The sequence below is a fragment of the Streptomyces sp. NPDC051452 genome (genome assembly GCF_044454765.1).
Taxonomy (GTDB): Bacteria; Actinomycetota; Actinomycetes; order Streptomycetales; family Streptomycetaceae; genus Streptomyces.
Window position 1 is genome coordinate 161,657 of sequence record NZ_JBITEB010000015.1, and the last position, 24,913, is coordinate 186,569.

General features: G+C 72.7%; 22 protein-coding genes. 16 read left to right on the top strand and 6 right to left on the bottom strand.

Going from position 1 to position 24,913, the window contains the following annotated elements:
• Positions 1–28: 28 nt before the first annotated feature.
• Complete coding sequence (locus ACIBA9_RS29275; protein ID WP_399367622.1) at positions 29–703, bottom strand: class F sortase; 675 nt, start codon at positions 701–703, stop codon at positions 29–31.
• Positions 704–864: 161 nt separating this feature from the next.
• Entirely contained in the window at positions 865–1,545 is a 681-nt protein-coding gene (locus ACIBA9_RS29280) for a hypothetical protein (protein WP_399367624.1), read from the bottom strand.
• 350 nt (positions 1,546–1,895) lie between these two features.
• Here ACIBA9_RS29280 and ACIBA9_RS29285 point away from each other — a divergent pair, with 350 nt between their 5' ends.
• A complete protein-coding gene (locus ACIBA9_RS29285; RefSeq protein ID WP_399367626.1) occupies positions 1,896–2,774 on the top strand; it encodes a hypothetical protein in 879 nt (292 codons plus the stop codon).
• 71 nt (positions 2,775–2,845) lie between these two features.
• Here ACIBA9_RS29285 and ACIBA9_RS29290 read toward each other — a convergent pair whose 3' ends face one another.
• A complete protein-coding gene (locus ACIBA9_RS29290; protein ID WP_399367628.1) occupies positions 2,846–4,057 on the bottom strand; it encodes a cytochrome P450 in 1,212 nt (403 codons plus the stop codon).
• Positions 4,054–4,764 (bottom strand): tRNA-dependent cyclodipeptide synthase, encoded by a 711-nt coding sequence (locus ACIBA9_RS29295; RefSeq protein ID WP_393899758.1) that lies wholly within the window; start codon positions 4,762–4,764, stop codon positions 4,054–4,056. The genes ACIBA9_RS29290 and ACIBA9_RS29295 overlap by 4 nt, the downstream gene beginning before the upstream one ends.
• A gap of 187 nt (positions 4,765–4,951) precedes the next feature.
• Here ACIBA9_RS29295 and ACIBA9_RS29300 point away from each other — a divergent pair, with 187 nt between their 5' ends.
• The 4 genes from ACIBA9_RS29300 to ACIBA9_RS29315 all read left to right on the top strand — a co-directional run bounded on the left by ACIBA9_RS29300 (position 4,952) and on the right by ACIBA9_RS29315 (position 8,450).
• Positions 4,952–5,818 carry a fructosamine kinase family protein gene (locus ACIBA9_RS29300; RefSeq protein ID WP_399367630.1) on the top strand — a complete coding sequence of 289 codons (867 nt, stop codon included), beginning with the start codon at positions 4,952–4,954 and terminating at the stop codon, positions 5,816–5,818.
• Positions 5,819–6,323: 505 nt separating this feature from the next.
• A complete protein-coding gene (tgmA, locus tag ACIBA9_RS29305) occupies positions 6,324–6,515 on the top strand; it encodes a putative ATP-grasp-modified RiPP (RefSeq protein ID WP_362164406.1) in 192 nt (63 codons plus the stop codon).
• Positions 6,516–6,531: 16 nt separating this feature from the next.
• Positions 6,532–7,485 carry an ATP-grasp ribosomal peptide maturase gene (tgmB, locus tag ACIBA9_RS29310; protein WP_399367633.1) on the top strand — a complete coding sequence of 318 codons (954 nt, stop codon included), beginning with the start codon at positions 6,532–6,534 and terminating at the stop codon, positions 7,483–7,485.
• A 65-nt stretch (positions 7,486–7,550) separates the two neighbouring features.
• On the top strand, positions 7,551–8,450 hold the full coding sequence (locus tag ACIBA9_RS29315; protein ID WP_399367635.1) for a Gfo/Idh/MocA family protein: 900 nt from the start codon (positions 7,551–7,553) through the stop codon (positions 8,448–8,450).
• A gap of 91 nt (positions 8,451–8,541) precedes the next feature.
• Here the strand turns inward: ACIBA9_RS29315 and ACIBA9_RS29320 are convergent, their stop codons facing one another.
• Positions 8,542–9,441: a GNAT family N-acetyltransferase gene (locus tag ACIBA9_RS29320; RefSeq protein WP_399367637.1), complete on the bottom strand. Its 900-nt coding sequence runs from the start codon at positions 9,439–9,441 to the stop codon at positions 8,542–8,544.
• A gap of 330 nt (positions 9,442–9,771) precedes the next feature.
• On the opposite strand from ACIBA9_RS29320, the gene ACIBA9_RS29325 reads away from it, so the two are divergent.
• The 6 genes from ACIBA9_RS29325 to ACIBA9_RS29350 all read left to right on the top strand — a co-directional run bounded on the left by ACIBA9_RS29325 (position 9,772) and on the right by ACIBA9_RS29350 (position 16,348).
• Positions 9,772–10,878 (top strand): PP2C family protein-serine/threonine phosphatase, encoded by a 1,107-nt coding sequence (locus ACIBA9_RS29325; protein ID WP_399367639.1) that lies wholly within the window; start codon positions 9,772–9,774, stop codon positions 10,876–10,878.
• 255 nt (positions 10,879–11,133) lie between these two features.
• Positions 11,134–11,601 carry a hypothetical protein gene (locus ACIBA9_RS29330; RefSeq protein ID WP_399367641.1) on the top strand — a complete coding sequence of 156 codons (468 nt, stop codon included), beginning with the start codon at positions 11,134–11,136 and terminating at the stop codon, positions 11,599–11,601.
• Between the two features lie 165 nt (positions 11,602–11,766).
• Positions 11,767–13,008, top strand: coding sequence for a serine hydrolase domain-containing protein (locus ACIBA9_RS29335; protein WP_399367643.1), 1,242 nt, complete (start codon positions 11,767–11,769; stop codon positions 13,006–13,008).
• A gap of 358 nt (positions 13,009–13,366) precedes the next feature.
• On the top strand, positions 13,367–13,987 hold the full coding sequence (locus ACIBA9_RS29340) for an L-threonylcarbamoyladenylate synthase (protein WP_393899750.1): 621 nt from the start codon (positions 13,367–13,369) through the stop codon (positions 13,985–13,987).
• A gap of 120 nt (positions 13,988–14,107) precedes the next feature.
• Entirely contained in the window at positions 14,108–14,863 is a 756-nt protein-coding gene (locus tag ACIBA9_RS29345; protein WP_399367645.1) for a dienelactone hydrolase family protein, read from the top strand.
• Positions 14,864–15,148: 285 nt separating this feature from the next.
• Positions 15,149–16,348 carry a glycoside hydrolase family 64 protein gene (locus ACIBA9_RS29350; RefSeq protein ID WP_399367647.1) on the top strand — a complete coding sequence of 400 codons (1,200 nt, stop codon included), beginning with the start codon at positions 15,149–15,151 and terminating at the stop codon, positions 16,346–16,348.
• A gap of 65 nt (positions 16,349–16,413) precedes the next feature.
• On the opposite strand, the gene ACIBA9_RS29355 is transcribed toward ACIBA9_RS29350, so the two are convergent.
• Positions 16,414–18,783 carry a M4 family metallopeptidase gene (locus tag ACIBA9_RS29355; protein ID WP_399367649.1) on the bottom strand — a complete coding sequence of 790 codons (2,370 nt, stop codon included), beginning with the start codon at positions 18,781–18,783 and terminating at the stop codon, positions 16,414–16,416.
• Between the two features lie 377 nt (positions 18,784–19,160).
• On the opposite strand from ACIBA9_RS29355, the gene ACIBA9_RS29360 reads away from it, so the two are divergent.
• From ACIBA9_RS29360 to ACIBA9_RS29380, 5 genes are all read left to right on the top strand, one after another.
• Positions 19,161–20,465 carry a low temperature requirement protein A gene (locus tag ACIBA9_RS29360; RefSeq protein ID WP_399367651.1) on the top strand — a complete coding sequence of 435 codons (1,305 nt, stop codon included), beginning with the start codon at positions 19,161–19,163 and terminating at the stop codon, positions 20,463–20,465.
• A 120-nt stretch (positions 20,466–20,585) separates the two neighbouring features.
• Entirely contained in the window at positions 20,586–22,088 is a 1,503-nt protein-coding gene (locus ACIBA9_RS29365; protein ID WP_399367653.1) for a metallophosphoesterase family protein, read from the top strand.
• Positions 22,089–22,176: 88 nt separating this feature from the next.
• A complete protein-coding gene (locus tag ACIBA9_RS29370; RefSeq protein WP_399367655.1) occupies positions 22,177–23,205 on the top strand; it encodes an LLM class flavin-dependent oxidoreductase in 1,029 nt (342 codons plus the stop codon).
• Between the two features lie 221 nt (positions 23,206–23,426).
• A complete protein-coding gene (locus tag ACIBA9_RS29375; protein ID WP_399367657.1) occupies positions 23,427–24,149 on the top strand; it encodes a YoaK family protein in 723 nt (240 codons plus the stop codon).
• A gap of 155 nt (positions 24,150–24,304) precedes the next feature.
• A complete protein-coding gene (locus tag ACIBA9_RS29380; protein ID WP_399367659.1) occupies positions 24,305–24,913 on the top strand; it encodes a DNA polymerase ligase N-terminal domain-containing protein in 609 nt (202 codons plus the stop codon).

Sequence of the window (24,913 nt, forward strand, 5' to 3'; positions counted from 1 at the left end):
TAACCCCGTACGAGCCGTACCCGGGCGGTCACACCAGATGGGCGAAGACCACCAGGTTGTCGGTGTAGTCCCGCACCGTGCGGTCGTAGTCCCCGGCGCAGGTGATCAGCCGGACCTCGGGGCGCGACACGTCCGCGTACACGCGCTTGCTCGGGAAGTCGTCCTTCGCGTAGGTCTCCGTGTCGTCGACGACGAACCGTGTCTGGCGCCCGTCGGCGCGGTCGACGGAGAACTCGTCGCCGGGCTCGAGCGAGTCGAGGTTGGCGAAGACGGCGGCGGAGGTCGTCGTGTCGACGTGTCCGGCGATGATGGCGGTGCCCTGCTCACCGGGTGTGGCGCCCTTGGCGTACCAGCCCACGAGGTTGGTGTTGGCCGCCGGCGGGGGTTCGAGCTGTCCCGTGGCGGCGAGGTCCAGGGGGGTGAACGGGGCGTCCACCCCGATCTTCGGGATCAGCAGCCGGATGGGCACGGAGCGGGGCAGGCCGGTGTCGGGTTGGTCCGGATCCGCCGGGTCCGCCGGGACGGCCGTGCCGACGACCGGGGTCCGGGGTGCCGCCTTGGCGTCACCGGACTCCTGATGGCCGCCGAGGACGCTGACGGCGAGGGCGGCGAGGGCCACGCCCCACAGGGCCATGCGTCCGCCGCGGGCGGAATTCGGCTCGTCCGGTCCGACGGGGGCCGGGGAGGACGGTTCTGCTGCCATCGGGCATCACCTCACTCGGGCACGGCAGCGCGGGGGGGCGGAGCGGGGGCGGGTGGCCGGAACCGGTGGGCGCGACGCGCGGGCGGTTCCGCCGGGGGCGCGGGCCGCCGACACGATGGTCGAGCCGACGGCGCCCGCTGCCCCTGGGACGTGGCGCCTCGTCAGGACGCCGGCGCTCCCGCCTTCTTGCGGCGCAGCGCGTAGGCACCACTGGCGCCTACGGCGAGCACGGCCAGTCCGCCCGCGGTGACCCCGGGAGTGGCGAGCGCGCCGCCACCGGTGTGCATGCCGCCGCGCGGCTTCTCGCTGTCGTCGCCCCAGTCGCCCTTGCCCCCGCCACCACCGCCACCGCCGCCGTCGCCGTCGTCACCGCCCTTGCCGCCGCCCTTGCCACCCTTGCCGCCGCCACCCCCGCCGTCGCCACCCTTGTCCTTGTAGCTCTCGGGGTCGAACCGGCTGTCGCCGCCGCCCGAGTCGGAGCCCGATCCCCAGTCGCTGCCGCGCACCACCGTGGCGAGGGCTCCGCCACCCGTGTGCATTCCGCCGCGCGGCTCGTCGCGTCCGCCGTCGTCGTCGCGCTCCTTGCCGTAATCCTTGTCGTGGCCCCCGCCGGAGCCCTTCTCCCGGTCTCCGCCGGATCCCTGGTCGCGGTCTCCACCGGATCCTTTGTCCCGGTCTCCGCCGGAACCCTGTTCGTCGTCGGAGCCTTGGTTCCGGCTGTAGGAGGAGTCGTCACGGCCCCCGTCGTCGCCCCCCTGGGAGGCGAGCGCGGCGCCCGACGAGGCGATGGCGATGGCAGCGCCGGCGGCCGCCGTGGCCACAAGCATGCGGGCAGAACGCATAGTGATGTCCTTCCGCCGTGACCGGGCAGCGGATACCTCATCAGCTGGAAAGACCCGGCCTCGACATGAACCACCGTCAGCGAGGGCCCGGGCTCCCACCATCCGAGCCGCCCAGCCGGGGCACCGCACCACCCGTCTGCCCCAGCGAAACCCCTCCGCGCCCCCTCGTCCGGCCCAATCGGACGGCGCGGCGGAGATGGACATCGCGCCCTCGGCCACCCCGCGCCGCGCCCCGCCCGTCGCGGTAAGCGGCTGCCGGAGACCGCCCACCCCTTGCTATGACCACCGTCATAAAGCAGTCTGGGCGGGTCGCCGTGGGGCGCGGTGGACCGACTCGGTGGGAGGAAGCGGTGGCGGACGGAACGGCACGCGGCATGTGGGAGTTGTACGAGCCGGTGCACGACCTCGTGTACTTCGCGCCGGAGGCACGCCGAGCCGCGGACGCGCTCGGGATGCGCGGCTTCTGGATGGGGTACTTCGCCCTGCGGGCCGCCCCGCTCGGCCCGGTCTCCCCGGCGGTGGTCACCGGTTCCTTCTACGTCTTCCACCCCGACCGGGTGGCCCGCGCCCTGCCGGACGCCTGGGCCTACGCCACTCCGGCGCAGGTGCTGGCGGCGCGCCAGGAGGCCATGGACGCGGCGATGACACGACTGTTCGGGCCGCGGGTGGTCGGCTCCGCCGGTTTCGCCGAGGCCGCCGACCTCGCCTGGCAGGCCGCGGCGGGCGCGGACACCACCGGCCGGGTGCTCGCCGCCGCCAACCAGGCGCTGGAGCGCCCTGAGAAGCCTGCCGCGCGCCTGTGGCAGGGCCTGACGACCCTGCGGGAGCACCGGGGCGACGGCCATGTCGCGGTGCTGGTGAGCCTGGGGCTCGGACCGGTCGACGCCATGGTGCTGAAGGCGGCGGGCGGCGAGTCGGACGGGGCGTTCCTCCGGGAGACGCGGAAGTGGGACCGGGCCGCCTGGGCGGCGGCCGAGGCCCGGCAGCGCGCACGGGGACGACTCACGGACGACGGGCGGCTCACCCCGGCCGGGGCGGCGCTGCGCGCGCGGGTTGAGGAAGCGACGGACGCGGCCGCCGAGGGGCCGTGGACCACGCTGGGCGACGCCGGCACCGACCGCCTGGCCGCGGCGCTGGAGCCGCTGGCCCGTGCCGTCGAGGGCGCCGGGCTGCTGCCGCCCGGCAACCCGGTGGGGCTGACCCGGGGGCGGTACCCCTCCGGACGCTGACGGCACGACGCCGTACGGCGGCCCCGCCCGGGATGCCGGGTGGGGCCGCCGGTAGGCGGACGGGGCGTGGGCTACCAGGTCACCGGCAACCGCTCCGGGATCCGTTTCATGAAGCCGGTGCGCCAGACCAGTTGGGCGGGGGGCACGGCGAGCGCGAGGTCCGGCATCCGGTCGAGCAGTACCTCCAGGGCGATGCCGGCGTGGGCCCTGCCGAGGCCGGTGGCCGGACAGTAGTGGGCGCCCTCGCCGAAGGAGAGGTGGTCCGCCGCGTTGTCGCGGTGCGGGTCGAAGCGGTGCGGGTCGGGGAACTTCTCCGGGTCCAGGTTGGCGCCCTCGACCAGTACCAGGACGAGGTCGCCCCGCCGCACCTCGGCCTCCCCGAGCCGGAGGTCCTCGAGGGCCAGGCGCGGCAGGGCGTCACCGATGGAGAGGTTGACCCGCAGCAGTTCCTCGACACCGGGGCCGATCAGGTCCGGCCGATCCCTGAGGAGGTCGCGGACGTCCGGGTGGGTCAGCAGATGGACCAGGGCCATGGTGAGGAAGCCCGAGGTGGAGACGACACCGGCGCCGAACAGGGTGACGCCGACGGTCGCGAGCATCTCGTCGGTCAGCTGCCCGTGACCGGGATCGTCGCGCAGCGCCGCGAGTTCGCCCATCAGGCCGCGGGTGTCCGGGGCGTCCAGCAGGGTCGTCATCCGGGTGATGTCCCGGTCCCAGTTGATCCGGGCGCCGGTGACGGGGCACGCGGAGTTCATGAAGGCGATGTCCAGGCCACGCAGGAAGGCCGGGGCCTCGGTCTGCGGGATGCCGAGGAGCCGGCAGTGCAGGCCCGCCGAGTAGGGCTCGGCGAACGCCCCGCGCAGGTCGGCGGTCGGCCCGTCGGCGACCATCCGGTCCACCAGCCGGTGTGCCTCCCGACGCATCCAGTCGACCAGACCCGGCGCCTTGGGGTTGAGCGCCTTCATCACGGCGCGGCGCAGCCCGGCCCCGGTGATGTTGCCCATGTTGTTCACGACCTCGGGCGGGATCGTGAGCGCGTACTGCCTGGGCACGCCGGGCGCGGAGGTGTCCTTGAGGGAGAAGCGGTCGTCCTTGAGGACCTGCCGGCACAACGCGTACGACGACACCAGCCATGCCTCGTCGCCCGCGATGGTCCGTACGCGTCGCACGGGAGTGGCGGCGCGCAGACCCTCGATCTCGGCGGGCACCCGGGTGCCGTTCCAGGAGAACGGGAAGTCGAGCAGGGGCGGGGGGTCGATGCGGCGCTCGGGGGCAGTGGTCATGCCGCGGCTCCTTCCGGCGCGGCGGGGGTGACGACGGCGTGTCCCTGGTTGCGGGAGGCGCGCAGACCCGCGCCGCGGGAGTACAACAGCTCGGCCATCGGCAGCAGTTGGTGATAGCAGTTGAGCGAGGACGGGACCTTGAGGATGGCGGGGGTGTCCAGGAACAGCGGCGCCTCGGCGCACACGTACTCCAGGCACACCGCTCGCTGCCGCTCGGTCGGCGGTTCGCCGCGCGCGGCGAGGAAGCGGTGCACGAGCGCGTCGCAGACGGCCCGGAAGGCGCCGTCGGAGGCCAGCCGCGAGGTCAGCTCCCGGTGTATCTCCTGATAGGCGGGGTTGGTGCGGAATTCCGACATCGGATGCCAGTCCAGGCGCAGTCCCCGCGGGTCTGCCGTGGACACCGCGTCCCGCACCTTGGCGCGTACCCCGCGCAGGTTCTTGGTGGCCTTGCGGCGGGCCTCGTCGGGTGGATAGCCGGAGGCCTCGTACATCTCGGCCACGTACAGGTCGGTGTAGACGAAGTCGACCCTGTCGAAGTGGTCCAGTCCCCAGCGGGCGAGATCGTGCAGGCGTTGGGCGGAAAAGTAGCTGTTTCCCGGGGACACGCCGATCACGGCGTGCGCGCCCTCGCCGAAGATGATCTCGCAGTGGGAGGTGTAGGGCTGGACCTCGAAGACGTCGGCCAACAGCACGGATGCTGTGGTCACGGAGAAGTTCCTCCGCCGCACGCAAGTCCCGGCGGGGCCCAGTGCCCCTGGTGTGGCGTCGCGGCGCCCTCACGCTAGTCGTATGGGATCAGCACGGGTAGTAACTGCCGGGGTTTGGCCGAAAAGAGTCGTGGCAACGGTCGAAGTGCCGTGTCGTGGGGCTGTGTCGCGGTCGTACCCTGAGGCCGTGGCCGAGCGGGACGACGATCCAGGACAGGTGGCGTACCGGCTCACCGGACGTCCGGTCAGCGGCGCCCGCGCGGCGTCCGGGTGGCCCGCGGCGGTGACGCTGGACGACGGCACACCGGTGATGGTCAAGCGCGGACACGCTCCCGGGGCCGTGGCCGCCGAGGTCGCCGGACTGCGCTGGCTGGCCGCGGCGGACGCGGTCGTGGTGCCGGCGGTGCTCGGGCATGACGAGCACTGGATGGTGACCGAGCGCGTGCCGACCGGACGGCCCGGCCAGGAGGCCGCGCTGCGCTTCGGCCGGGCGCTGGCCGCCGTGCACGCCGCCGGTGCCCCCCGGTTCGGGTCACCGCCGCCCGGCGGCCCCACGGACGCGTTCATCGGCCTCGCCCCCATGCGCAACGCGCCGGGGCGGGACTGGCCCGGCTGGTACGCCGAGCACCGGGTACTGCCGTACGTGCGTGCGGCGGTCGACCGTGGGACGCTCGGCGCGGCCGAGGCTGCCGTGTTCGAGCGGGTCTGCGCGCGGCTGCCGGAGCTGGCGGGGCCCGCGGAGCCGCCCGCCCGGCTGCACGGGGACCTGTGGAACGGCAATGTGCTGTGGGGCGCCGACGGCGTGGTCCGGCTCATCGACCCGGCCGCGCACGGCGGGCACCGCGAGACGGACCTGGCCATGCTGCGGCTGTTCGGGTGTCCCGAGTGGGACCGGGTGCTCGCCGGTTACGACGAGGTGGCGCCGCCGGCCGACGGCCGGCGCGAGCGCGTCGGACTGCATCAGCTCTTCCCGCTGCTGGTGCACGCCGTGCTGTTCGGCCGCGGGTACGCCGAACAGGCCCTGACGGCGGCCCGGGACGCGCTGAGGGGATGACCCCGCTCCCCCGCGCGCGGCGGCCGGCGCCGCCGCGTCTCACCGAACGCGCGGGCCGTCCGCGCGCCCGTCGTCCCATCTGACGCCCTGCCGGATCTCCCCGAGACGAACGGTCGGCCGATGGCGACGCGGACCCCGAGGAGAGTCGGCGCGGCACCGTGGCCGGCGACTGTGATGTCCGACACGTCGTCACCGTCCGTACACCGCCGGTCCGTCGCCGTCGGCGGCGTGCCCGGGAGCACCGCGTGACGATGGACGCGGTGGGGACGGCGGGCCGTGGACGGCCGGTTCGGCCGGAAGAGCGGCGAGTCACAGACGGGCCGCGCCGCGGGCGTCATGTGCCATGCGGGCATGCTGTCCCGCCGCCCCGGCGGAACGACGTCTCGTTGTCCCCTGGCTCTCGGCACTCCCGCGACGGTCGCCCGAGGAATGATCACCCAGAGTAAGGAAACCATTCACCCGTTCGATTCGTATAAGGACGTGAAAGCCGAATCAGGGAGAGATCATGCAACCGTTCACGCTCAACTACGCGCGGCCAGCAGTGCAGTTGGACGTCACCACTCCGTATGCGTATGACTCCGGAATGCAGTTGAACGTCCTCCCCGACGGACGGATCGCCGCCACCGACCACGCCACCCTGAGAGCCCTCGGGACGACGACGTCGACCGCCGGTTCCAAGACGCACTTCGACGACTGAACCCCGGCCCGCGAAGATGACCGTGCTCATCCTGACCAGCAACGAGGACGTGACGGCGGACATGGTGGTCCTCCGGCTGAACGAGGCCGGCGTGCCCGTCGTCCGGTTCGATCCCGCCGATCTCACCAACGGGGTGGCGCTGTCCAGCGAATACGTCCGGGGCACCTGCCGTGGACATCTGTCCGTCGGCGGACGCCTGGTGAGCATGAGCGCGGTGCGCTCGATCTGGGTCCGCAGGCCCGGGGACGCGGCCGCCCGCGCCGCCCATCCGTCGGCGTGGCTGACGGAGGAGTCCGCCCAGGCCCTGTACGGCATGCTGCGCGCCACGGACGCGCGGTGGATGAATCACCCGGACGCCGCCCGCCGTGCCCGGCACAAGCCCTGGCAACTGCATCTCGCCCAGCTCGGCGGCCTGGCGGTGCCCGCCACGCTGATCACGACGTTCCCGCAGGCGGCACGGGAGTTCGCGGAGCGTTTCCCGGACCTGGTGGTCAAACCCGTCTCCGGCGCGCATCCGCAGGAGCCGCCGCGTGCGGTGCCGACCAGCCGGGTCGCACCGGACGCCGACTTCGCCGCGGTGGCCTTCGGTCCGACGCTGTTGCAGCGCCGGGTCGCCAAGCGGGCCGACATCCGGCTCACCGCCGTCGGTGACACGCTGCTGGCCGCGCGCAAGCCCGTCGCCCCGGACGCGCACCCGGACGACGTGGACGTCCGCTTCGCCCCGTCGGTCTCGCCCTGGCTGCCCGCGGACGTGCCCCGGCGGGTCGCCGAGAGCGTGCGGCGCTACCTCGGCGACGCCGGACTCGCCTACGGCGCCTTCGACTTCGCGGAGGACGCCGACGGCATCTGGTGGTTCCTGGAGTGCAACCAGTCCGGTCAGTTCGGATTCGTCGAGATGGACACGGGGCAGCCGATCGCCGCCACCATCGCCGGCTGGCTCGCCGAGGCGGGGGACGGCGAGCGTACGTAGAGGACGGATGGCCGCGGCCCGGCGTCTTGAGGCCGCGGGGAACGGCACGGAGAAAGGAACGCGACATGCGCATCGGACTGCTGGGGACGGGCCCGTGGGCCCGGGCGGCGTACGCACCCGCCCTCGCCGGGAACACCGGCGTCGACTTCGCCGGAGTGTGGGGACGCCGGCCGGAGGCGGCCACCGGGCTCGCGGAGCAGTACGACGTCACCGCCTACGCCGACGTCGACGCGCTGCTGGCCGACGTGGACGCCGTGGCAATGGCCCTGCCGCCGGCGGTGCAGGCGGAACTGGCGGTCCGCGCGGCGCGGGCGGGGCGGCATCTGCTGCTGGACAAGCCGCTGGCGGTGTCGGTGGCCGAGGGGCGCGCCGTCGTGGAGGCGGTGGAGCGCGCGGGAGTGGCCTCGGTGGTGTTCTTCACCGCGCGCTTCCAGAAGGAGCCGGAGGCCTGGATCGAGGATCAGGCGGCGCAGTCCGGCTGGTTCACCGCGCGGGCGCAATGGCTGGGAGCGGTGTTCACGGCCGACAGCCCGTTCGCGGCCTCGCCGTGGCGCCGGGAGAAGGGCGCGCTGTGGGACGTCGGCCCGCACGCCCTGTCGGTGCTGCTTCCGGTGCTCGGCGACGTGCGGCAGATCGTGGCTGCCGCACACGCGCCCGCGGACACCGTCCACCTGGTCCTCGACCACACCACCGGCGCGTCGAGCACTCTCACGCTCAGTCTGACGGCGCCGCCCGCGGCGGCCGGTGCCGATGTGGAGCTGAGGGGCGAGGCCGGGGTGGCGCACCTGCCGGGAAGCTCCGAGGGCGCCGTACCCGCGCTCTCGCGTGCCGCCGACGCCCTCGCGGCGGCCGCCCGCACGGGCCGCCCGCACGCCTGCGACGCCGCGTTCGGTCTGCGTGTCACGGAGATCCTGGCGATGGCGGAGGCCCGGTTGGCGGCGGCCGGCCCGGACCACAGCGACTGACCCGACCGAGCCGGCCGTCCCCGGCCCGTCCGGCCTGCCCCGGCCGGACGGCCCGGACGGATCGGACGGGCCGGACGGGTCGGGCAGAGGGTCACCGGCCGCTGTCGGCCCAGTAGCTGATCCGTTCCCGTACGACCGGGTAGCCGGCCCGGGTGAAGTGCGCGGCCATGGGCGAGTTGCCGCGGTCGGTGGCGGCGGCGATGAACTCGGCGCCGTGCCCGGCCAGGAAGTGGGTGCAATCGGCGAGCAGATCGAAGGCGTAGCCGTGGCCTCGCTGCTCCGGCACCACACCGATGAAGCCGACGCACGGTCCGGAGGGGTTGCGGGCCGGGATGTGGATACCGACCGGCTCGCCCCCGGGGGTGCGGGCGATCCGCCACCAGGTGCGCGGGGAGGGCATCCAGTGGAAGACGTCGAGTTCCTCGCGCGCGGCCAGCTCCACGCCGCCCCGCTCGATCGCCCGGCGGGCGTGGGCGTCCAGGGTGATCGAGTGGATGCGGCGCAGCAGGCCGAGGAAGACGGCGTCGTCCGCTTCGGGGTGGAACACGAGGCGTCCGGGCCGCTCCGGCAGCCCGCACTGCGGCGTCCAGCGGTAGAGGTAGCGCTCCACCAGCGGTGTGTAGCCCGCGGCACTGGCGGCGGCCGCACGGGTGTCGACGGCTCGGCGCAGCCGCGGGTCGTCGCGCCAGCCGGCGGGCACGTCGATTTCGACTTCGTCGGTCTGCCAGGGCGCGGTGCGCAGCAGCTCGGCCCCGGCCTCCTCCTCACCCTCGGCCACGTCGAACCAGTTGATCACGAGCGGCTCGGGGTCCTCGGGCCCCGCCCACCAGGCGGCGCGGGCGACGACGCGGCCGTCACTCAGGGCGACGCGCCGCCAGTCGGGGCGGTAACGGGTCTGCCGGTGCTTCTCGCGAAAGCCCAGCGGGTCGGGCATGGTGTCGAACAGGTGGGCGCTGCTCTCGTCGAGCGCGCGGATGACCGGATCGGTCACGGATCCTCCGGGGTGCATGCTGTGTCCAGCGGGGAGCGCTCCCGGTCAGGCCTGGCACACCCGGGCGACGGGGACGAGGGAGCGCGGGATGACAGTGGCCATGACGCTCGCCTCCTTCCGTCGGTCTCGGGCGTGCGTGACGACCATATGCGGGCCGCGACCCGGGCGTCCACCGCTTTTCGACCGGCCGTCCGGCGCCGCGCCTCTCCGACGGCGGCGCCCGGCGCCGCGCGCGCCTCTCCGACCGTGGCGCCCGGCGCCGCCCCCTTTCCACCGGCGCCCGGCGCCCGGCGGGAGGCCCGGTCCTGGTGGGCGGCGTAGCGTGGGGATGTGGGATCGGTGCGCGGCTCGGCGTCGCGGAGGCACCCGGAAGACCGCGGCTGGTTGCGGGGCGCGCCGCCACCGTGGTGGGTCAGGGTGCTGCCCGTCCTGCTGCTCGCGGCGGTGACCACGGCCTCGCTGGTCACTCCGCACGCGAGTGATCTCGGTTTCCTGCTGGGCGCGATCCCCCCGCTGGCGGTCCTGTCCTACGGCCCGTTGGCGACCGCGGTGCTGGGCGTGGGCGTGGTGGTGGTGCTGCACCTTCCCGCCACCCATCTCAACCGCCCCGGCAACACCGATCTGCTCACCATCGTCTTCGTGGCGGTCCTGAGCGTTTTCGTGTCCTATGTGCGCAGTCGCCGCGACGCCCAGCTGGACACGGAGCGGGCGATCGGGGAGGCGGTGCAGCAGGCCGTCATGCCACCGCTGCCGGAGCGGGTCGCGGGCATCGGGTGCACCGGCTTCTACCGGGCCGCGCAGAACGGCACGCTGGTGGGCGGCGACTTCTTCGACGTGCGCGAGGGGCCGCGGGGTGTCCGGGCGGTGATGGGAGACGTGCAGGGGCACGGGCTGTCGGCGATGGCGACGGTGGTGTCCCTGCTCGGCGCGTTCCGGGAGGCGGCGCTCGACCAGCCGGACCTGGAGTCGGTGGCGGCGCGGATGGACCGCAGGCTGGGACTGGACTCCGCGGCCGTGCGGCACGGGGAGCTGTTCGCCACCGGGGTGCTGCTGGAGTTCTCGCCCGACGCGCGTGTGATGCGCGTGGTGGCCTGCGGGCATCCCGCGCCGGTCCTGCTGCGCGCTGGGCAGGCCAGGGAGGTGACCGCCCCGCCCGGCGCACCCTTCGGGCTCGGGCTGGCCGACATCGGTCCGCCGAAGGAGGTCGCGGTCCCGCTCGGCCCCGGTGACCGGCTGTTCCTGGCCTCCGACGGCGTGTGGGAGGCGCGCAACCCCGCCGACGCCTTCTATCCGCTGATCGAGCGGCTGGCCGCCATGACCGGCACGGCGTCCACCGAACTGCCGGACGCGGTGTGGACGGACCTGCTGGGGCTGCGCTACGAGGTCCGCGACGACGCCACGATGCTGGTCCTGGCCCCCGGCACGCCGCCCGCCTGACGTGCGCGGGACGCGCCGGGATCCCGGCGGCCCGGTCGGGGCGTGGCGCGCGCCATGACGAACGGGTGAGCGGTGTTCGAACGCACCGACTCAAACGCCAGGCCCCGCCACCCCTTCCGCCACGTAGAAGTATCTACGAGCATGCATATGCCGGGTTGCTGTGCGGACGCACGAACTGCCCGGTCGCACACGAAGTGCCCGGCCGCGGCCGTACCCCGCGACCGGAGCGGCGAGCGAGGACACCCGGAGCGGTGCATGACGAACACGATGTGGACGCGGGGCGTGGAGTGGCTGGCCGCGGCGGCGGCCGACCCGCGCGTCTGCAAACGGGAGTGGGACCACGGTGAGGGCATCGCGCTGCTGGAGGCGGGTCGCTTCTGGGAGGTGCTGAGCGTTCCGGAGCGGCTGGGGCTGCTCACCCTGGACCTGCTGTGGCGGCCCACGCTGCCGGTACCGGGTCCGACTCTGGTGGACACCGCCGCGGGCCGGGTGGGCTTCTTCCTGCCGCCGGACCCGTCCGGGGGCTGGGTGGGTGCCGGCCTGCGGCACTGCGGTAAGGGGTCCTGGGTCGCCGTGCCACCGCCGTACCGGCCGGCCCGCTTCCTCGAGTGGCTCGTGCCGCCCGACGGCAGCGGCGCGCTGCACTCCCCCGCCACCCTCGAGGAAGCGCTCCGGCAGGCCAACGGCACCCTGGCCGTCCTGACGCCGCCCTGCGGGCCGTAGCGGACCGGGCGCGACGCGCGAGGAGCGCGCGCCGGTCTGCGCGCCGTACCGTGTGCGGGCATCCGGTCCGACGGGCGTGGCGGGGCGGCCGCTCCTATGCTGGGTAGGTCGGGGCTCCGGCGTCCCGCTCATCGCGTGGTCGCGTCTCACGGCTTGGAGTCGCCCATGTCGCACCCATCCGCGCGTCTGCGCAGGGGAGTTCTGGCCGCCGCGACGACCGCGACGCTACTGGCACCGCTCGGCGCGGGAGCCGTCCCGCTCTCCGCACCGGCCGCGTTCGCCGCCGAGTCGCCCGGCCCGTCGCCCCCGGCGTCGGACCCGCGCCCCCTCACCTCCGACGTGGCACGCCAACTCGACGCGTCCGTAAAGCGGGTGATGCGCGAGGCGAACGTCCCCGGTGTGACCGTGGGGATCTGGTCACCCGGACAGCGGGACTACGTCCGCTCGTTCGGGGTGGCCGACAAGGCAACCGGCCAGAGGATGGCGTCCGACCTGTACATGCGCATCGGCAGCGAGACCAAGACGTTCACCGTGACCGCGCTGCTGCAACTGGTGGACCAGGGAAGGGCCGGCCTGGACGATCCGATCGGCAAGTACATCGACGGCGTCCCGAACGGCGACCGGATCACGCTGCGCGAACTGGCCGGCATGCGCAGCGGGCTGTTCAACTACTCGGAGGACGACGGCTTCTTCAAGGCGCTGACGTCGAACCCCGAACGTCCCTTCACACCACGGCAGTTGCTCGACTACGCCTTCAGGCATCCGGTGCTCTTCGAGCCGGGGAAGAAGTTCTCCTACTCCAACACCAATCTGATCCTGCTCGGTCTGGTCGTTGAGAAGGAGAGCGGGCGGCCGCTCGGGGACTACATCAGGCAACACATCCTCGATCCCGCCGGCATGAAGGACACGCTCTTCCCGACCGGGAACGAGTTCCCCGCGCCGCACGCGCAGGGTTACACGAACCAGACGGCCGACGGAAAGGTCGCGGACTCGGCCGACTGGAACCCCTCCTGGGGCTGGGCGGCCGGAGCGATGATCTCGACCCTGGACGATCTGCGCGTGTGGGCGCGCACCGTCGCCACCGGCCAACTGCCCGACGGCGACCGGATGATCAGCCCCGCCGCGCAGCGGGAGCGGCTCGTCACCCCGGCGACGACGATCCCGGACGCCGGTTACGGCCTGGGCATCTTCAACGTGCGGGGGTGGATCGGCCACAACGGCTCACTGCCCGGCTACGAGTCCCTGACCATCTACCTGCCGGCGACCCGGACCACCGTCGTGGTCCTCCTCAACACGGACATCGACCACGGCCACCAGGAACCGAGCACCCTGTTCGGGCAGGCGATCACCGAGATCATCTCCCCGCGGCACGTCTTCGACCTGCCGGCCGAGCCGGCCGCCAGGTGAGGACTCGGCCGGCGGTCGGGAAAGACCTGCCGGTCCCCTCCGGCCAGGCATGGCTTCGCCGCCCGGACATGGCTTCGCCGGCGGCCCGGGGGGGATGGGGCCGCCGGCGAAGACGCCGCGTCCGGAGCGGGGGGGGGTGGCCCCGGACGGCTAGAAGGTCGCATGCCCCGGAAATTTCGCGCTACACACGGGAACTCGCCCGCCGGGCCCGCGAGTGGCGAAAACGGTTCGGGCGGCCGGTTGGGCCGCGATCGGTGCCGGGGATCGGGGGCCCGGGGATCCGGTTGCCCGACGGCCCCGGGGCGGGGAGCCGGCATCCCGGCGCGTGGAACTCCGGGCGACGGCTTAAGCTCGGCGGATGGCGAAGTACTTCGACGTGCACCCCGAGAACCCGCAGCCGCGCAGCATCGGACAGGTGGCCGACGCGGTCCGCTCGGGCGCGCTCATCGCATATCCCACCGATTCCTGTTACGCGCTGGGCTGCCGCCTCGGCAGCCGGGACGGCATGGACCGGATCCGTTCCATCCGCCATCTCGACGACCGGCACCACTTCACTCTGATGTGCCGGGACTTCGCGCAGCTCGGCCAGTTCGTACGGGTGGACAACGACGTCTTCCGGGCGGTGAAGGCCTCCACTCCGGGGAGTTACACGTTCATCCTCCCCGCCACGCGCGAGGTGCCGCGCAAACTGATGCACCCGAAGAAGAAGACGGTCGGCGTGCGCATCCCGGACCATGTCGTCACCCAGGCCCTGCTGGCCGAGCTGGACGAGCCGCTGCTGTCCAGCACGCTGCTGCTGCCGGACGAGGCGGAGCCGTTGACCCAGGGCTGGGAGATCAAGGACCGGCTCGACCACGCCGTCGACGCGGTGGTCGACTCGGGCGACTGCGGTACCGAGCCGACGACGGTGGTGGACTTCTCCAGCGGTGAGGCGGAGATCGTCCGACGGGGCGCGGGTGACCCCAGCCGGTTCGAGTGAGGCGGAGCACACCGGGTGCGCCGGGTGGGGATCTTGCGTGACAGCATGGGGCGGTAGCCGCGGCGTCGGGCGGCTCCGCGCCGGCTGACGCCCATGCCCCGAAGGGAGCGCCTTCTCACCATGCCCGATGTACGAGGATCCGCCGTCGACATCCCCACCGAGGACGGCGTCGCCGATTCCTACCTCGTCCACCCGGCCGACGGGCGCCCCCGTCCGGCCGTGCTGTTCTACCAGGACGCCTACGGCCTGCGCCCGCACCTGAGGTCGATGGCCGACCGGCTGGCCGGCGCCGGCTACACGGTGCTCGTGCCGAACGTGTTCTACCGCGCGGGCCGGGCCCCGGTCCTCGACCTGCCCGAGTTCATCGACCCGGCCGCCGACCCGACGATCTGGGACCGGCTCGGCCCGCTCGTGTCCTCGCTGACGCCGGACCTGGTCGAGCGGGACGCGGGCGCCTATCTGCGCTGGCTGGCCGACAGTCCGCTGGTCGCCGACGGTCCGGTCGCGCTGACCGGTTACTGCATGGGGGCCAGGCTGGCGCTGTGGACGGCCGCCGCCTTCCCGGACCGGGTCGCCGCCGCGGCCGGTTTCCACGGCGGCCGGCTCGCCACCGACGATCCGGGCAGTCCGCATCTGGGCGCCCCCGACATCACGGCGGAGCTGTACTTCGGACACGCCGACGACGACCCGTCACTGCCCCCGGAGCAGATGGCGCGGTTCGAGGAGGCCCTGACCACCGCCGGAGTACGGCACACCTGCGAGGTCTACCCGGATGCCGGACACGGCTACACGCAGGCGGACACGCCGGCCTACGACCGCGAGGCCGACGAACGCCACTGGGCGGCACTGCTCGGCCTACTCGAACGCACCTTCTGACCTCGGCTCGGGATACCACCACGGCGAACCGCCGCCGACGACCGCCCGCGGACCGGAACGCCCCGCCCGCCGGGCGGTCGGCAGGGGTGCGCACCGCACTCGGGCGCAGTGCTGCGGCACGGCCCGCCACTCGCCGCGCCGGCGGCCGCGGTGCCAAAGTCGGCTCATGGCCGCGGATCGCGTCCGAGTCATTGACATGGACGCACCTCCGCACGACTCTGAGAGCGCTCTCATAGCTGGTACGGACCAGATCCGTACGACCCCGACCCCACACGGAGGTGGAGAGTGCCTCACACGCTCGCACGCCCCGCGCTGCCCCTGGCGGCCACGGCGGCACTGATCGGCGGACTCCTCGCGTTCGGCGCACCCGAGCGCGCCGATGCCGCCGTGCCGGACACCATCCCCTTGACCATCACCAACAACTCCGGCCGTGCCGACGCCGTCTACGTCTACGACCTCGGCACCCAGCTGTCCTCCGGGCAGCAGGGCTGGGCGGACGCGGGCGGCACCTTCCACGCCTGGCCCGCGGGCGGCAACCCGCCCACGCCCGCTCCGGACGCGTCGATTCCCGGGCCGGCCGCGGGACAGTCCAAGACGATCCGCATACCGAAGTTCTCCGGGCGGATCTACTTCTCCTACGGCCGCAGACTCGACTTCCGGCTCACCACCGGCGGGCTGGTGCAGCCGGCCGTGCAGAACCCCACCGACCCCAACCGGGACATCCTGTTCAACTGGTCCGAGTACACCCTGAACGACTCCGGGCTGTGGCTCAACAGCACCCAGGTGGACATGTTCTCCGCGCCGTACGCGGTCGGGGTGCGGCGGGCCGACGGCAGCACGCTCACCACCGGCCACCTCAAGTCCGGTGGCTACACGGGCTTTTTCAACGCCCTGCGCGGACAGCCGGGCGGCTGGGCCAACCTGGTCCAGACGCGGTCCGACGGCACGGTCCTGCGCGCCCTGTCCCCGCTGTACGGCGTGGAGACCGGGGCGCTGCCGGCGAACGTGATGGACGACTACGTCAACCGGGTCTGGCAGAAGTACTCGACCTCCACGCTGACCGTCACGCCCTTCACCGACCAGCCGAACACCAAGTACTTCGGCCGGGTCTCGGGCAACGTCATGAACTTCACCAACTCCTCCGGCGCGGTCGTCACCAGCTTCCAGAAGCCGGACGCCTCCAGCATCTTCGGCTGCCACAAGCTGCTGGACGCGCCGAACGACAACGTGCGCGGGCCCATCTCCCGTACGCTGTGCGCCGGTTTCAACCGCTCGACGCTGCTGACCAACCCCAACCAGCCGGACACCACGGCCGCGAACTTCTACCAGGACACGGTGACCAACCACTACGCGCGCAAGATCCACGCGCAGATGGCGGACGGCAAGGCCTACGCGTTCGCCTTCGACGACGTGGGCAACCAGGAGTCGCTCGTCCACGACGGTGGCCCGCAGCAGGCGTATCTGACGCTGGACCCACTGAGCTGAGCGGGTATGGCACGGTCCCGCACCCGAGGACAGCGGGGTGCGGGACCGTGGCCGTAGGGCGGGGCTCAGCTCGTCGTCAGGGCCGTGTCGTCCACGACGAAGCTGGTCTGCAGCGAGGAGTCCTCCACGCCGTTGAACTTCAGCGTGACCGTCTGACCCGCCAGCGAGGACAGGTCGAAGGTCTTCTGGCTGTAACCCGAGGCCTTGTTCAGGTTCGAGTAGGTCGCCAGGGTCTTCGAACCGGCGGTCACCGTCAGCTTGTCGTACTGGGCGCTGGTGGTGGTCTCCGCCGAGTCGATGTGCAGGTAGAAGGTCAGGCTCGCCTTGCAGCCGGCGGGGATCGTCACCGACTGGGACAGGGTGTCGGTGTGCGTCGTGCCGTAGCCGTTGAGCCAGGCCTTGTACGAGCCGCCGTGGGCCGCCTCACCGGTGTCGTTGGTGATGACGCCGCTGGTCGCGGTCCAGCCGCTGCTGCCGGACTCGAAGCCCGGGTTGCCCAGCAACTGTGTCGAGGTGCAGCCGCCACCGCCGCCGGTGGAGACCGTCCAGGTGAAGGTCGCGGTACCGGTCGCACCGGTGGAGTCGGTGACCGTGACCGTGGTGCTGGAGGTACCGGCCGCCGTGGGCGTGCCGGTGATCAGGCCGGTGGAGCTGTTGATCGACAGACCCGCGGGCAGACCGGAGGCGCTGTAGCTCAGCGCGCCGCTGTTGGTGCTGCTCGCCTGAACCTGCAGACTCACGGCCGTGCCCACGGTCGAGGACTGGTTGCCCGGGTTGGTGACCGTCACCCCGTTGCTCGGCGGGGTGATGTGGCTGCCGACGTTGATACCGGCGAAGGCGTTGCCCACCCCGGCGTACTGCGTGGAGTTGGTGCCGTACAGCGCGGCGGCCGCGTTGAGGGCCGCGGTGCGCGCGCCCGCGTAGTTGGTGCTGGACGTCATGTACGTCGTCAGCGCCTTGTACCAGATCTGCAGGGCGGCGGCGCGGCCGATGCCGGCGACGGCGACACCGTCGGAGGTCGGGCTGTTGTAGGTCACGCCGTTGATGACCTTGGTGCCGCTGCCCTCGGACAGCAGGTAGAACATGTGGTTGGCGGGGCCCGAGGAGTAGTGCACGTCGAGGTTGCCGACGCCGCTGTACCAACTGTCGGCCGAGCCGCCGTCCTTGCTCGGCTTGTCCATGTAACGCAGCGGCGTGCCGTCACCGTTGATGTTGATCTTCTCACCGATGAGGTAGTCACCGACATCGGTGGAGTTGTTGGCGTAGAACTCCACGCCGGTGCCGAAGATGTCGCTGGTGGCCTCGTTCAGGCCGCCGGACTCGCCGGTGTAGTCGAGGTTGGCCGTGGCGGCGGTGACGCCGTGGCTCATCTCGTGGCCGGCCACGTCGAGCGAGGTCAGCGGGTCGGAGTTGCCGGAGCCGTCGCCGTAGGTCATGCAGAAGCAGGTGTCGTCCCAGAACGCGTTCACGTACGCGTTGCCGTAGTGCGTCCGGGAGTACGCGGCGACACCGTCGTTGCGGATGCCGCTGCGGCCGAAGGTGTTCTTGTAGAAGTCCCAGGTGGTCGCGGCGCCGTAGTGCGCGTCGGCGCCGGCCGTGGCCGCGTTGGAGGTGGTGCCGTTGCCCCAGGTGTCGCTGGTCTGGGAGAACAGCGTGCCGGTACCGGAGGTGCCGTGGTTGAGGTTGTAGGTCTTGTGGCCGCCGCGCGAGCCGTCGGTGAGGGTGTAGTTCGAGCCCGACTGCGTGGTGGTCAGCGTGACCTGCCCGCTGTACTGGGTGTTGCCGATACCGGTCCTGACCGCCTGGAAGCGGTACAGCTCGGCGCCGGTGGTGGCGTCCGTGACGACGTGCAGCTGGCTGGGCGTGCCGTCGTCCTGGAAGCCGCCGATCACGCTCTCCCAGGCGAGCTTCGGGGTGCCGCTGCCCGCCCAGATCACCTTGCGGACACTGTCCGTGGTGGCCTTCTCGGCGTCGAGGGCCTTGGCTGCCTTGAGCGCCTTGCTCTCGGCGGCGGACTTGGTGAAGACGGCGGTCGTCCCGGCGACCTTGATGGCCCGCTTGTTGTTGAAGGTGGTGCTCACGGATCCCGCGGCCAGGGAGGCGGGCGGAGTGTGCACGACGAGGTCGCCGCCGAGGACGGGGAGGCCGGCGTAGGTGCGCTCGTAGCGTGTGTGCACGGTGCCGTCGTTGTCCTTGACGACGTCCTTGACGACCAGCTTCTCCTTGGCGCCGAGGCCGAGGGTGCGGGCGGTCGCCGCGGTGTGCTGCCGGGCGCTGTCGAGCAGCGCCTGGCGCTGCGCAGGGGAGAGCTTGGCCTCCAGGCCGCCGCTGCGCAGCGGCGCGGGGTGGGCCGCCGCCGGCGTGGCGGCGGCGGAGCCCGTCTGCATGCCGACGGCGAGGAGGGCCGCGGTGGAGACCAGGGCGGCTCCGACCATGGCCCGCTTGTGGCCTCTGGGGGGAAGGGGTCTGTGGGGAAGACGTCTCACGCGTACTCCTCCTGCTGCGGCCGCCGGGTCGCGGCCGGTGACAGACCGGGCAGAGGGGTCTGCTGCCCGGGAGAGCTGGGCTGTGCGGGACCGTGATCCGTGCGCACACCAGGGAGGTGCGGTGTACGGCGCACACCAGGTGGTGCGGTGTGCGGCCTACACCAAGGAGGTGCGGTATGCGGGGGAACACTTGCAGATTGACTCGAACATGTCAGTCAGATAGAGGTCATTCGAGGGTTTTCCCTATGCCCCCTGCGGCCCGGAGCCCGGGCGGAACGGGGCCTGTCGCGCGGCAGGACCCGCCGGTGGGCGGCATGATCCTGCCCATGAGCGCAACACAACCCCCCGACGGCAGGCTGGCCCACAGCCGGGTGCCCATGACCGGCCGCGACCCGGAGCAACACGGCCGGGTCTCCTCCCCCTTGGAGCTGTTGTACGACCTGACGTTCGTGGTCGCCGTCGGCACCGCGGCGTCCCACCTCGCGGAGATGGTCGCCGAGGGGCGCCCCGGGCCGGCGGTCACCGCGTTCGTGCTGGCCATGTTCGCGATCAGCGTCGCCTGGATCAGCTTCAGCTGGTTCGCGTCCGCATTCGACACCGACGACTGGCTCTACCGGGCCCTGACGATGCTGCAGATGATCGGGGTGGTGGTGTTGTCCCTGGGGCTGCCCGCCCTGTTCGACTCGGTCCGGGAGGGCACCCACCTCGAACTGCGGGCGATGGTGATCGGCTACGTCGTGATGCGCGTCGCGATGGTGCTCCAGTGGCGGCGCGCCGCCCGGGAGTCGAGGGAGTTCCACGCGGTGGGCAGCGCGCAGATCCGCTGGACCGTCATCGCGCAGGCCGGCTGGCTCGTGATCGCCTTCGTGGCTCTGCCACTGCCGTTCGTGTTCCTCGCCTTCGCCCTCCTCGGCGCGTTGGAACTGCTGTTGCCGGTGCTCAGCCAGGGAGGCGCGGGCACCACGCCCTGGCATCCGCACCATGTCGCCGAGCGGTACAGCCTGTTCGCGATCATCACCCTCGGCGAGGGTGTCGTCGGCACGGTCGCCTCGTCCGGCGATCTGCTCGGCGGCGCCACGGGCACCCACTGGACCGGCAACGCGGTCGCCGTCGTCGTGGCCGGTGTGGGGCTGACCTTCGGCATGTGGTGGGTGTACTTCACCACGCCCTTCGGCGATGTCCTCGTCCACCGCCGCGACCGCGGCTACCTCTTCGGCTACGGACACATTCCCGTGTTCATCGGCATCGCCGGGGCCGGCGCGGGGCTGCACGTGGCCGGACTGCACCTGGAGCACCACTCGGAGATCGGGGGCGTGGCCGTGGTCCTCTCGCTGGCCCTGCCCGTGGGCCTCTTCCTGCTGATGGTGTATCTGTTGCACACCCTGCTGCTGTCCCAGGCGGACAGGTTCCACCTGCTGCTGATCTCCGTCACGCTCGCCGTCCTCGCCCTCGCCGTCCTGCTGGCCGCGGTGGGCGTGCCGGTCGCGGTCTGCCTGCTCGTGGTGATGCTCGCTCCCTTCGTGACCGTGGTCGGCTACGAGACGGTCGGCCACCGGCACCAGCGGCGCATGCTGGAAGCCCTCGCCGCACGCCCCGCCGGCCAGGCCCGGCCCGGGAGTTCCACCGGCTGAGGGCGGACGTGGGCCCGCGCCGCCCGGGCTCGCCCCACAACACCCCTGACAGGCCCCCGGGATGGGTGTTCGCGGGCCCCGCATCCCGTCATTGACCGGCGCGTTGTTACCGTGCACCGCGTGTCTGACTCCTCACGCGATACCGCACAGGGCGCCGGCTGGGGCTCGGCCGAACGCGGCGCCTACCAAAGGCTGATGCCCGGCCATGTCGAGAAGCTGTCGTGGCTGAACCCGAAGACGCTGTGGGCCGCCCGCAACGGCGTACTGGCGTCCTGGTTCGGCGACCCCACCGGCCGCACCCGCGGCCGCTGGGTGGCGCGGCGGGAGGCGGCGGGGGCACCAGCCGACAAGGTGATCCGGCGCGAGGTCCCGGACCGGTTCTCCTTCATGGTCCTCGGGGACACCGGCGAGGGCGACGCCTCCCAGTACGCGGTCGTGCCAGGGTTTCTGAAGGTCGGTCAGGACACCGAGTTCGCGGTGATCGCGAGCGACGTCATCTACCCGGTGGGCAGCGCCGACGACTACGGTGACAAGTTCTTCCGGCCGTACCGGGACTACCAGGCGCCGATCTACGCGATACCGGGCAACCACGACTGGTACGAGGACCTCGGCGCCTTCATGCGCGTCTTCTGCGCCGACACCCCGCCGCTCGATCCCGGGCCCCGGCCCCGTCCGCTCACCCGAGCCTGGTGGCGCGCCCGGCTGTGGCACCGGCCCGGCCCCACGGACGAGCAACGCCTCGCGGCGGCGCGGCAGTTGCGGGCGGCTCCGGCGCAGCGGGCCGAACAGCCCGGGCCGTACTGGGCGATCGACGCCGGGCCGGTCCGGATCGTCGGCATCGACACCGGCCTGCTGGGCACGGTCGACGCCGAACAGGGCGCGTGGCTGCGCGAGGTGTCGCGAGGGCCGATGCCGAAGATCCTGATCACCGGGTCACCCCTGTACGTCGACGCCGAGCACCACCCCTGCCCCATCGAGGGCGGCGGCACGGTGGACGACATCGTCCGGGCCCCGGAGCACCGCTACGTGGCCGCGATCGGCGGCGACATCCACAACTACCAGCGCTATCCGGTCGACGTGGACGGCCGCCTCGTCCAGTACGTGGTCGCGGGCGGCGGCGGCGCCTTCATGCACGCCACGCACACCATCCCGCGGGTGTCGGTCGCGGGAGTCACCGAGCGCGACTTCCGCTGCTACCCGCTGCGCGGGGACTCGCTGGCCTTCTACAGCCGCCTCTACGGCCGCCGGCTGCGGATGCCCCGCTTCTTCGACCTGACCGAGGCCGAGGCGACCGCGGTCGTCAGCGAACGCCTCGGTGTCGAACCGGGCCGGGCGCCGAGCCCCGGCGCCCGGGTCACCAGGCGCGCGCGGCTGGTCGCGGACCTCCTCGGCGCCGGACGGCGACCCGAGCGGGCCGCGCGGTTCCGGCTGCCGGTGCGCAAGATCTACACGCAGTTGTTCTCGCCGTCCTCCACCACCTACAGCCCGCCCTTCTTCAAGTGCTTCCTGCGCCTGGACGTCACGCCGGACGCGGTCCGGCTGCGCTGCTTCGCCGCGACCGGAAACCGCGCGCAGGAGCTGGATCCTCCGGTGGAGGACGAGGTGGTCATCCCGCTGCGCTGATCACACACGCATCACACGGCTGTCACACTCGCCTGCCACAATCGCGGCAGGACCGACGTACGAAGCCGTGCGACCGCTGGAGGAACCCGTGCCGTCCACCCCCCGCCCCCTGCGCAGGCTGGGCTTCCTCACCATCGGCCTGTTCGACGCGGCGGATCCGGCCCGGGGGCACGAGTCCACGCTGGAGATCATCGAACTGGGCGAGCGGCTCGGTTTCGACAGCGCATGGGTCCGTCACCGGCATCTGCAGTACGGCATCTCGTCCCCGGTCGCCGTCCTGGCCGCCGCCTCCCAGCGCACCCGGCGCATCGAGCTGGGCACCGCGGTGACACCGCTGGGCTGGGAGAACCCGCTGCGGCTGGCCGAGGACCTGGCGACCGTGGACATCCTGTCCGGCGGCCGGCTGAACCCCGGTGTCAGTGTCGGTCCGCCGACCCACTTCGAGCAGGTCGCGGGCGCCCTGTACCCGGACACCGCCGACGTGGAGGACTTCGGCTACGAGCGGGTGCGGCGGTTGCTGGACCTGGTGCGCGGCAAGCCGGCCACGGACTTCAGCGGGGTCGAGGGCTTCGAGGTGTTCTCCGATGTGGTCCAGCCGCACTCCCCCGGTCTCGGCCGGCGCCTGTGGTACGGCGGCGGCAGCCTCGGCTCGGCGCGCTGGGCGGGCGAGCACGGCATGAACCTCCTGACCAGCAGCGTCGTCAAGGCCGAAGGCGACGGCGCCGCGCCGGACTTCGCCGCGGTCCAGCTGTCCCACATCCGTGAGTTCCGGGCCCGTCATCCCGACGGTGAGGCGGCCCGTGTCTCCCAGGGGCTGGTGGTGATACCCACGGACTCGGCGACACCGGAGCAGCGCGCCAGGTACGCGGAGTACGCGGCGAGGCGCCTGCCCCGTACCTCCTCACCGCAGGGTCCGGCGCGGCTGCTGTTCGCGCCGGACCTGGTCGGCACCTCGGCGGAGCTGGCGGAACGGCTGCACGCGCACGCCGCGTTCCGGGAGATCGACGAGGTGGCGTTCGCGCTGCCGTTCACCTTCGAGCACGCGGACTACGTGCAGATCCTGAAGGACATGGCGACGAAGCTGGGGCCGGCCCTGGGATGGCGGCCGGCGGACTGACGTACGGGCGGGTCGGGCGCCCGCGCCGGCTCACCACCGATGCTCGTCGATGGGCCCCCGACAGATCGTGACACCGCCGCCCCTCCCACGGTGCACTCCTGCGCGACGGAAGTACTCCGGGATGCGGTCCACCGCTCGGCGCCGGAGGATGGGGGCGGCTGGTGTGCCCGGGCCGATGGGCGCCCGGCACTTCCTTGTCGGGCAGTCGATCGGCGGACGATGTGAACGGTGCCCCGGCGCCCCCGCGGTTGCGCATCGCGGTCGTGCTGTTCGCGCTGACCGTGACGGCCGGCGCGGTCGACGCGATCACCTTCCTCGGGCTCGGGCACGCGTTCGCCGCGCTGACGACGGGCAACGTGCTGTTCCTGGGATTCGGTGTGACACGGGCGGGAACGCCCGTCGCCCGCCCCGCCGAGGCTCTCGTGGCTTTCGTCCTGGGGGCCGTCGCCGCCCACACGGTCGTCACCCGGCTCGGTCGTCGTGGAGGCCGGTGGTTCGTGCCGGCCCTCGCCCTGGAAACGGCGATGGTCCTGCTCGCCGGGCTGGTCGTCGTCCTCACGAGCGGACAGGGGGCACCCGCCGAGCTCGTCACGGCGATCGCCGTCGTGCTGCTCGCGGCCGCCATGGGCTGGCGCAACCGCGTGATGGTGCAGGCGAGCATTCCCGACATGCCGACCACGGTCCTGCAGATCACCCTGGTCAAACTGCTCGCCGGGCTGCTGCCCGGGCGTACGGCGGAGGCACGGGAACCGGCGCTGACCCGGGTCCGGCGGCTGGCGACCGTCCTCGGTGTCTTCGTCGGCGGGGTCGCCGGCGCCCTGCTGCTGCGCCTCGGCCCCGGACCCGCCCTGTTGTGCGTGGCGGGGCTGTCGGGCCTGGTCACCGCACTGTATGCCAGGGCGCGCCGGCTGCGGCCCGCGCCGGAATCCGCACGTGTGCGGTGAGCTACGGCCGCTCGACGCGTTCCCGCGCGACGTCCGCGGTGGCGGCGTCGGGGGCCGAGCGCACCGCACGCCCGGCCGGACGGTCTCGCGGGCTGACCGCCCCGCCGCGGGGTACTCGGGCGCCGCTGGGACCGACGCACGGAAGGGAGCCGGACGTGGCGGCGGAGGACCGGCTGCGGACGTACCGCGGCAAGCGAGACTTCGAACGGACCCGGGAGCCGTCCGGCCAGGCGGCCCGGGAGGACGGCGACCGGCCCCGGTTCGTGGTCCAGATCCATGACGCGCGCCGGATGCACTTCGACTTCCGGCTCCAGGTGGGCGACGTCCTGAGATCCTGGTCGATCCCGAAGGGGCCGTCCACCGACCCGGGCGACAAGCGGCTGGCCGTGCCGACGGAGGACCATCCGCTGGACTACGAGAACTTCGAGGGCGTGATCCCGAAGGGCGAGTACGGCGGCGGCACCGTGATCGTGTGGGACCACGGCACCTACGAGCCGGCGAGCCACGACCGGCGGGGGCGTCCGGTGGACTTCGCGGAGTCGCTGGAGCGCGGGCACGCCACGTTCCGGCTGAACGGCACGAAGCTGCACGGCGAGTACGCCCTCACCCGCTTCAGGGGCAGCGACGGCGAGGACGCCTGGCTGCTGGTGCGCAAGGGCGCGGCGCGCTCGGACGGGCACGGCACCCCGGACCCCCGGCGGGCCCGCTCGGTGCGCAGCGGACGCACTCTCGCCCAGGTGGCGGCGGCCGACGGCGAGGAGTGA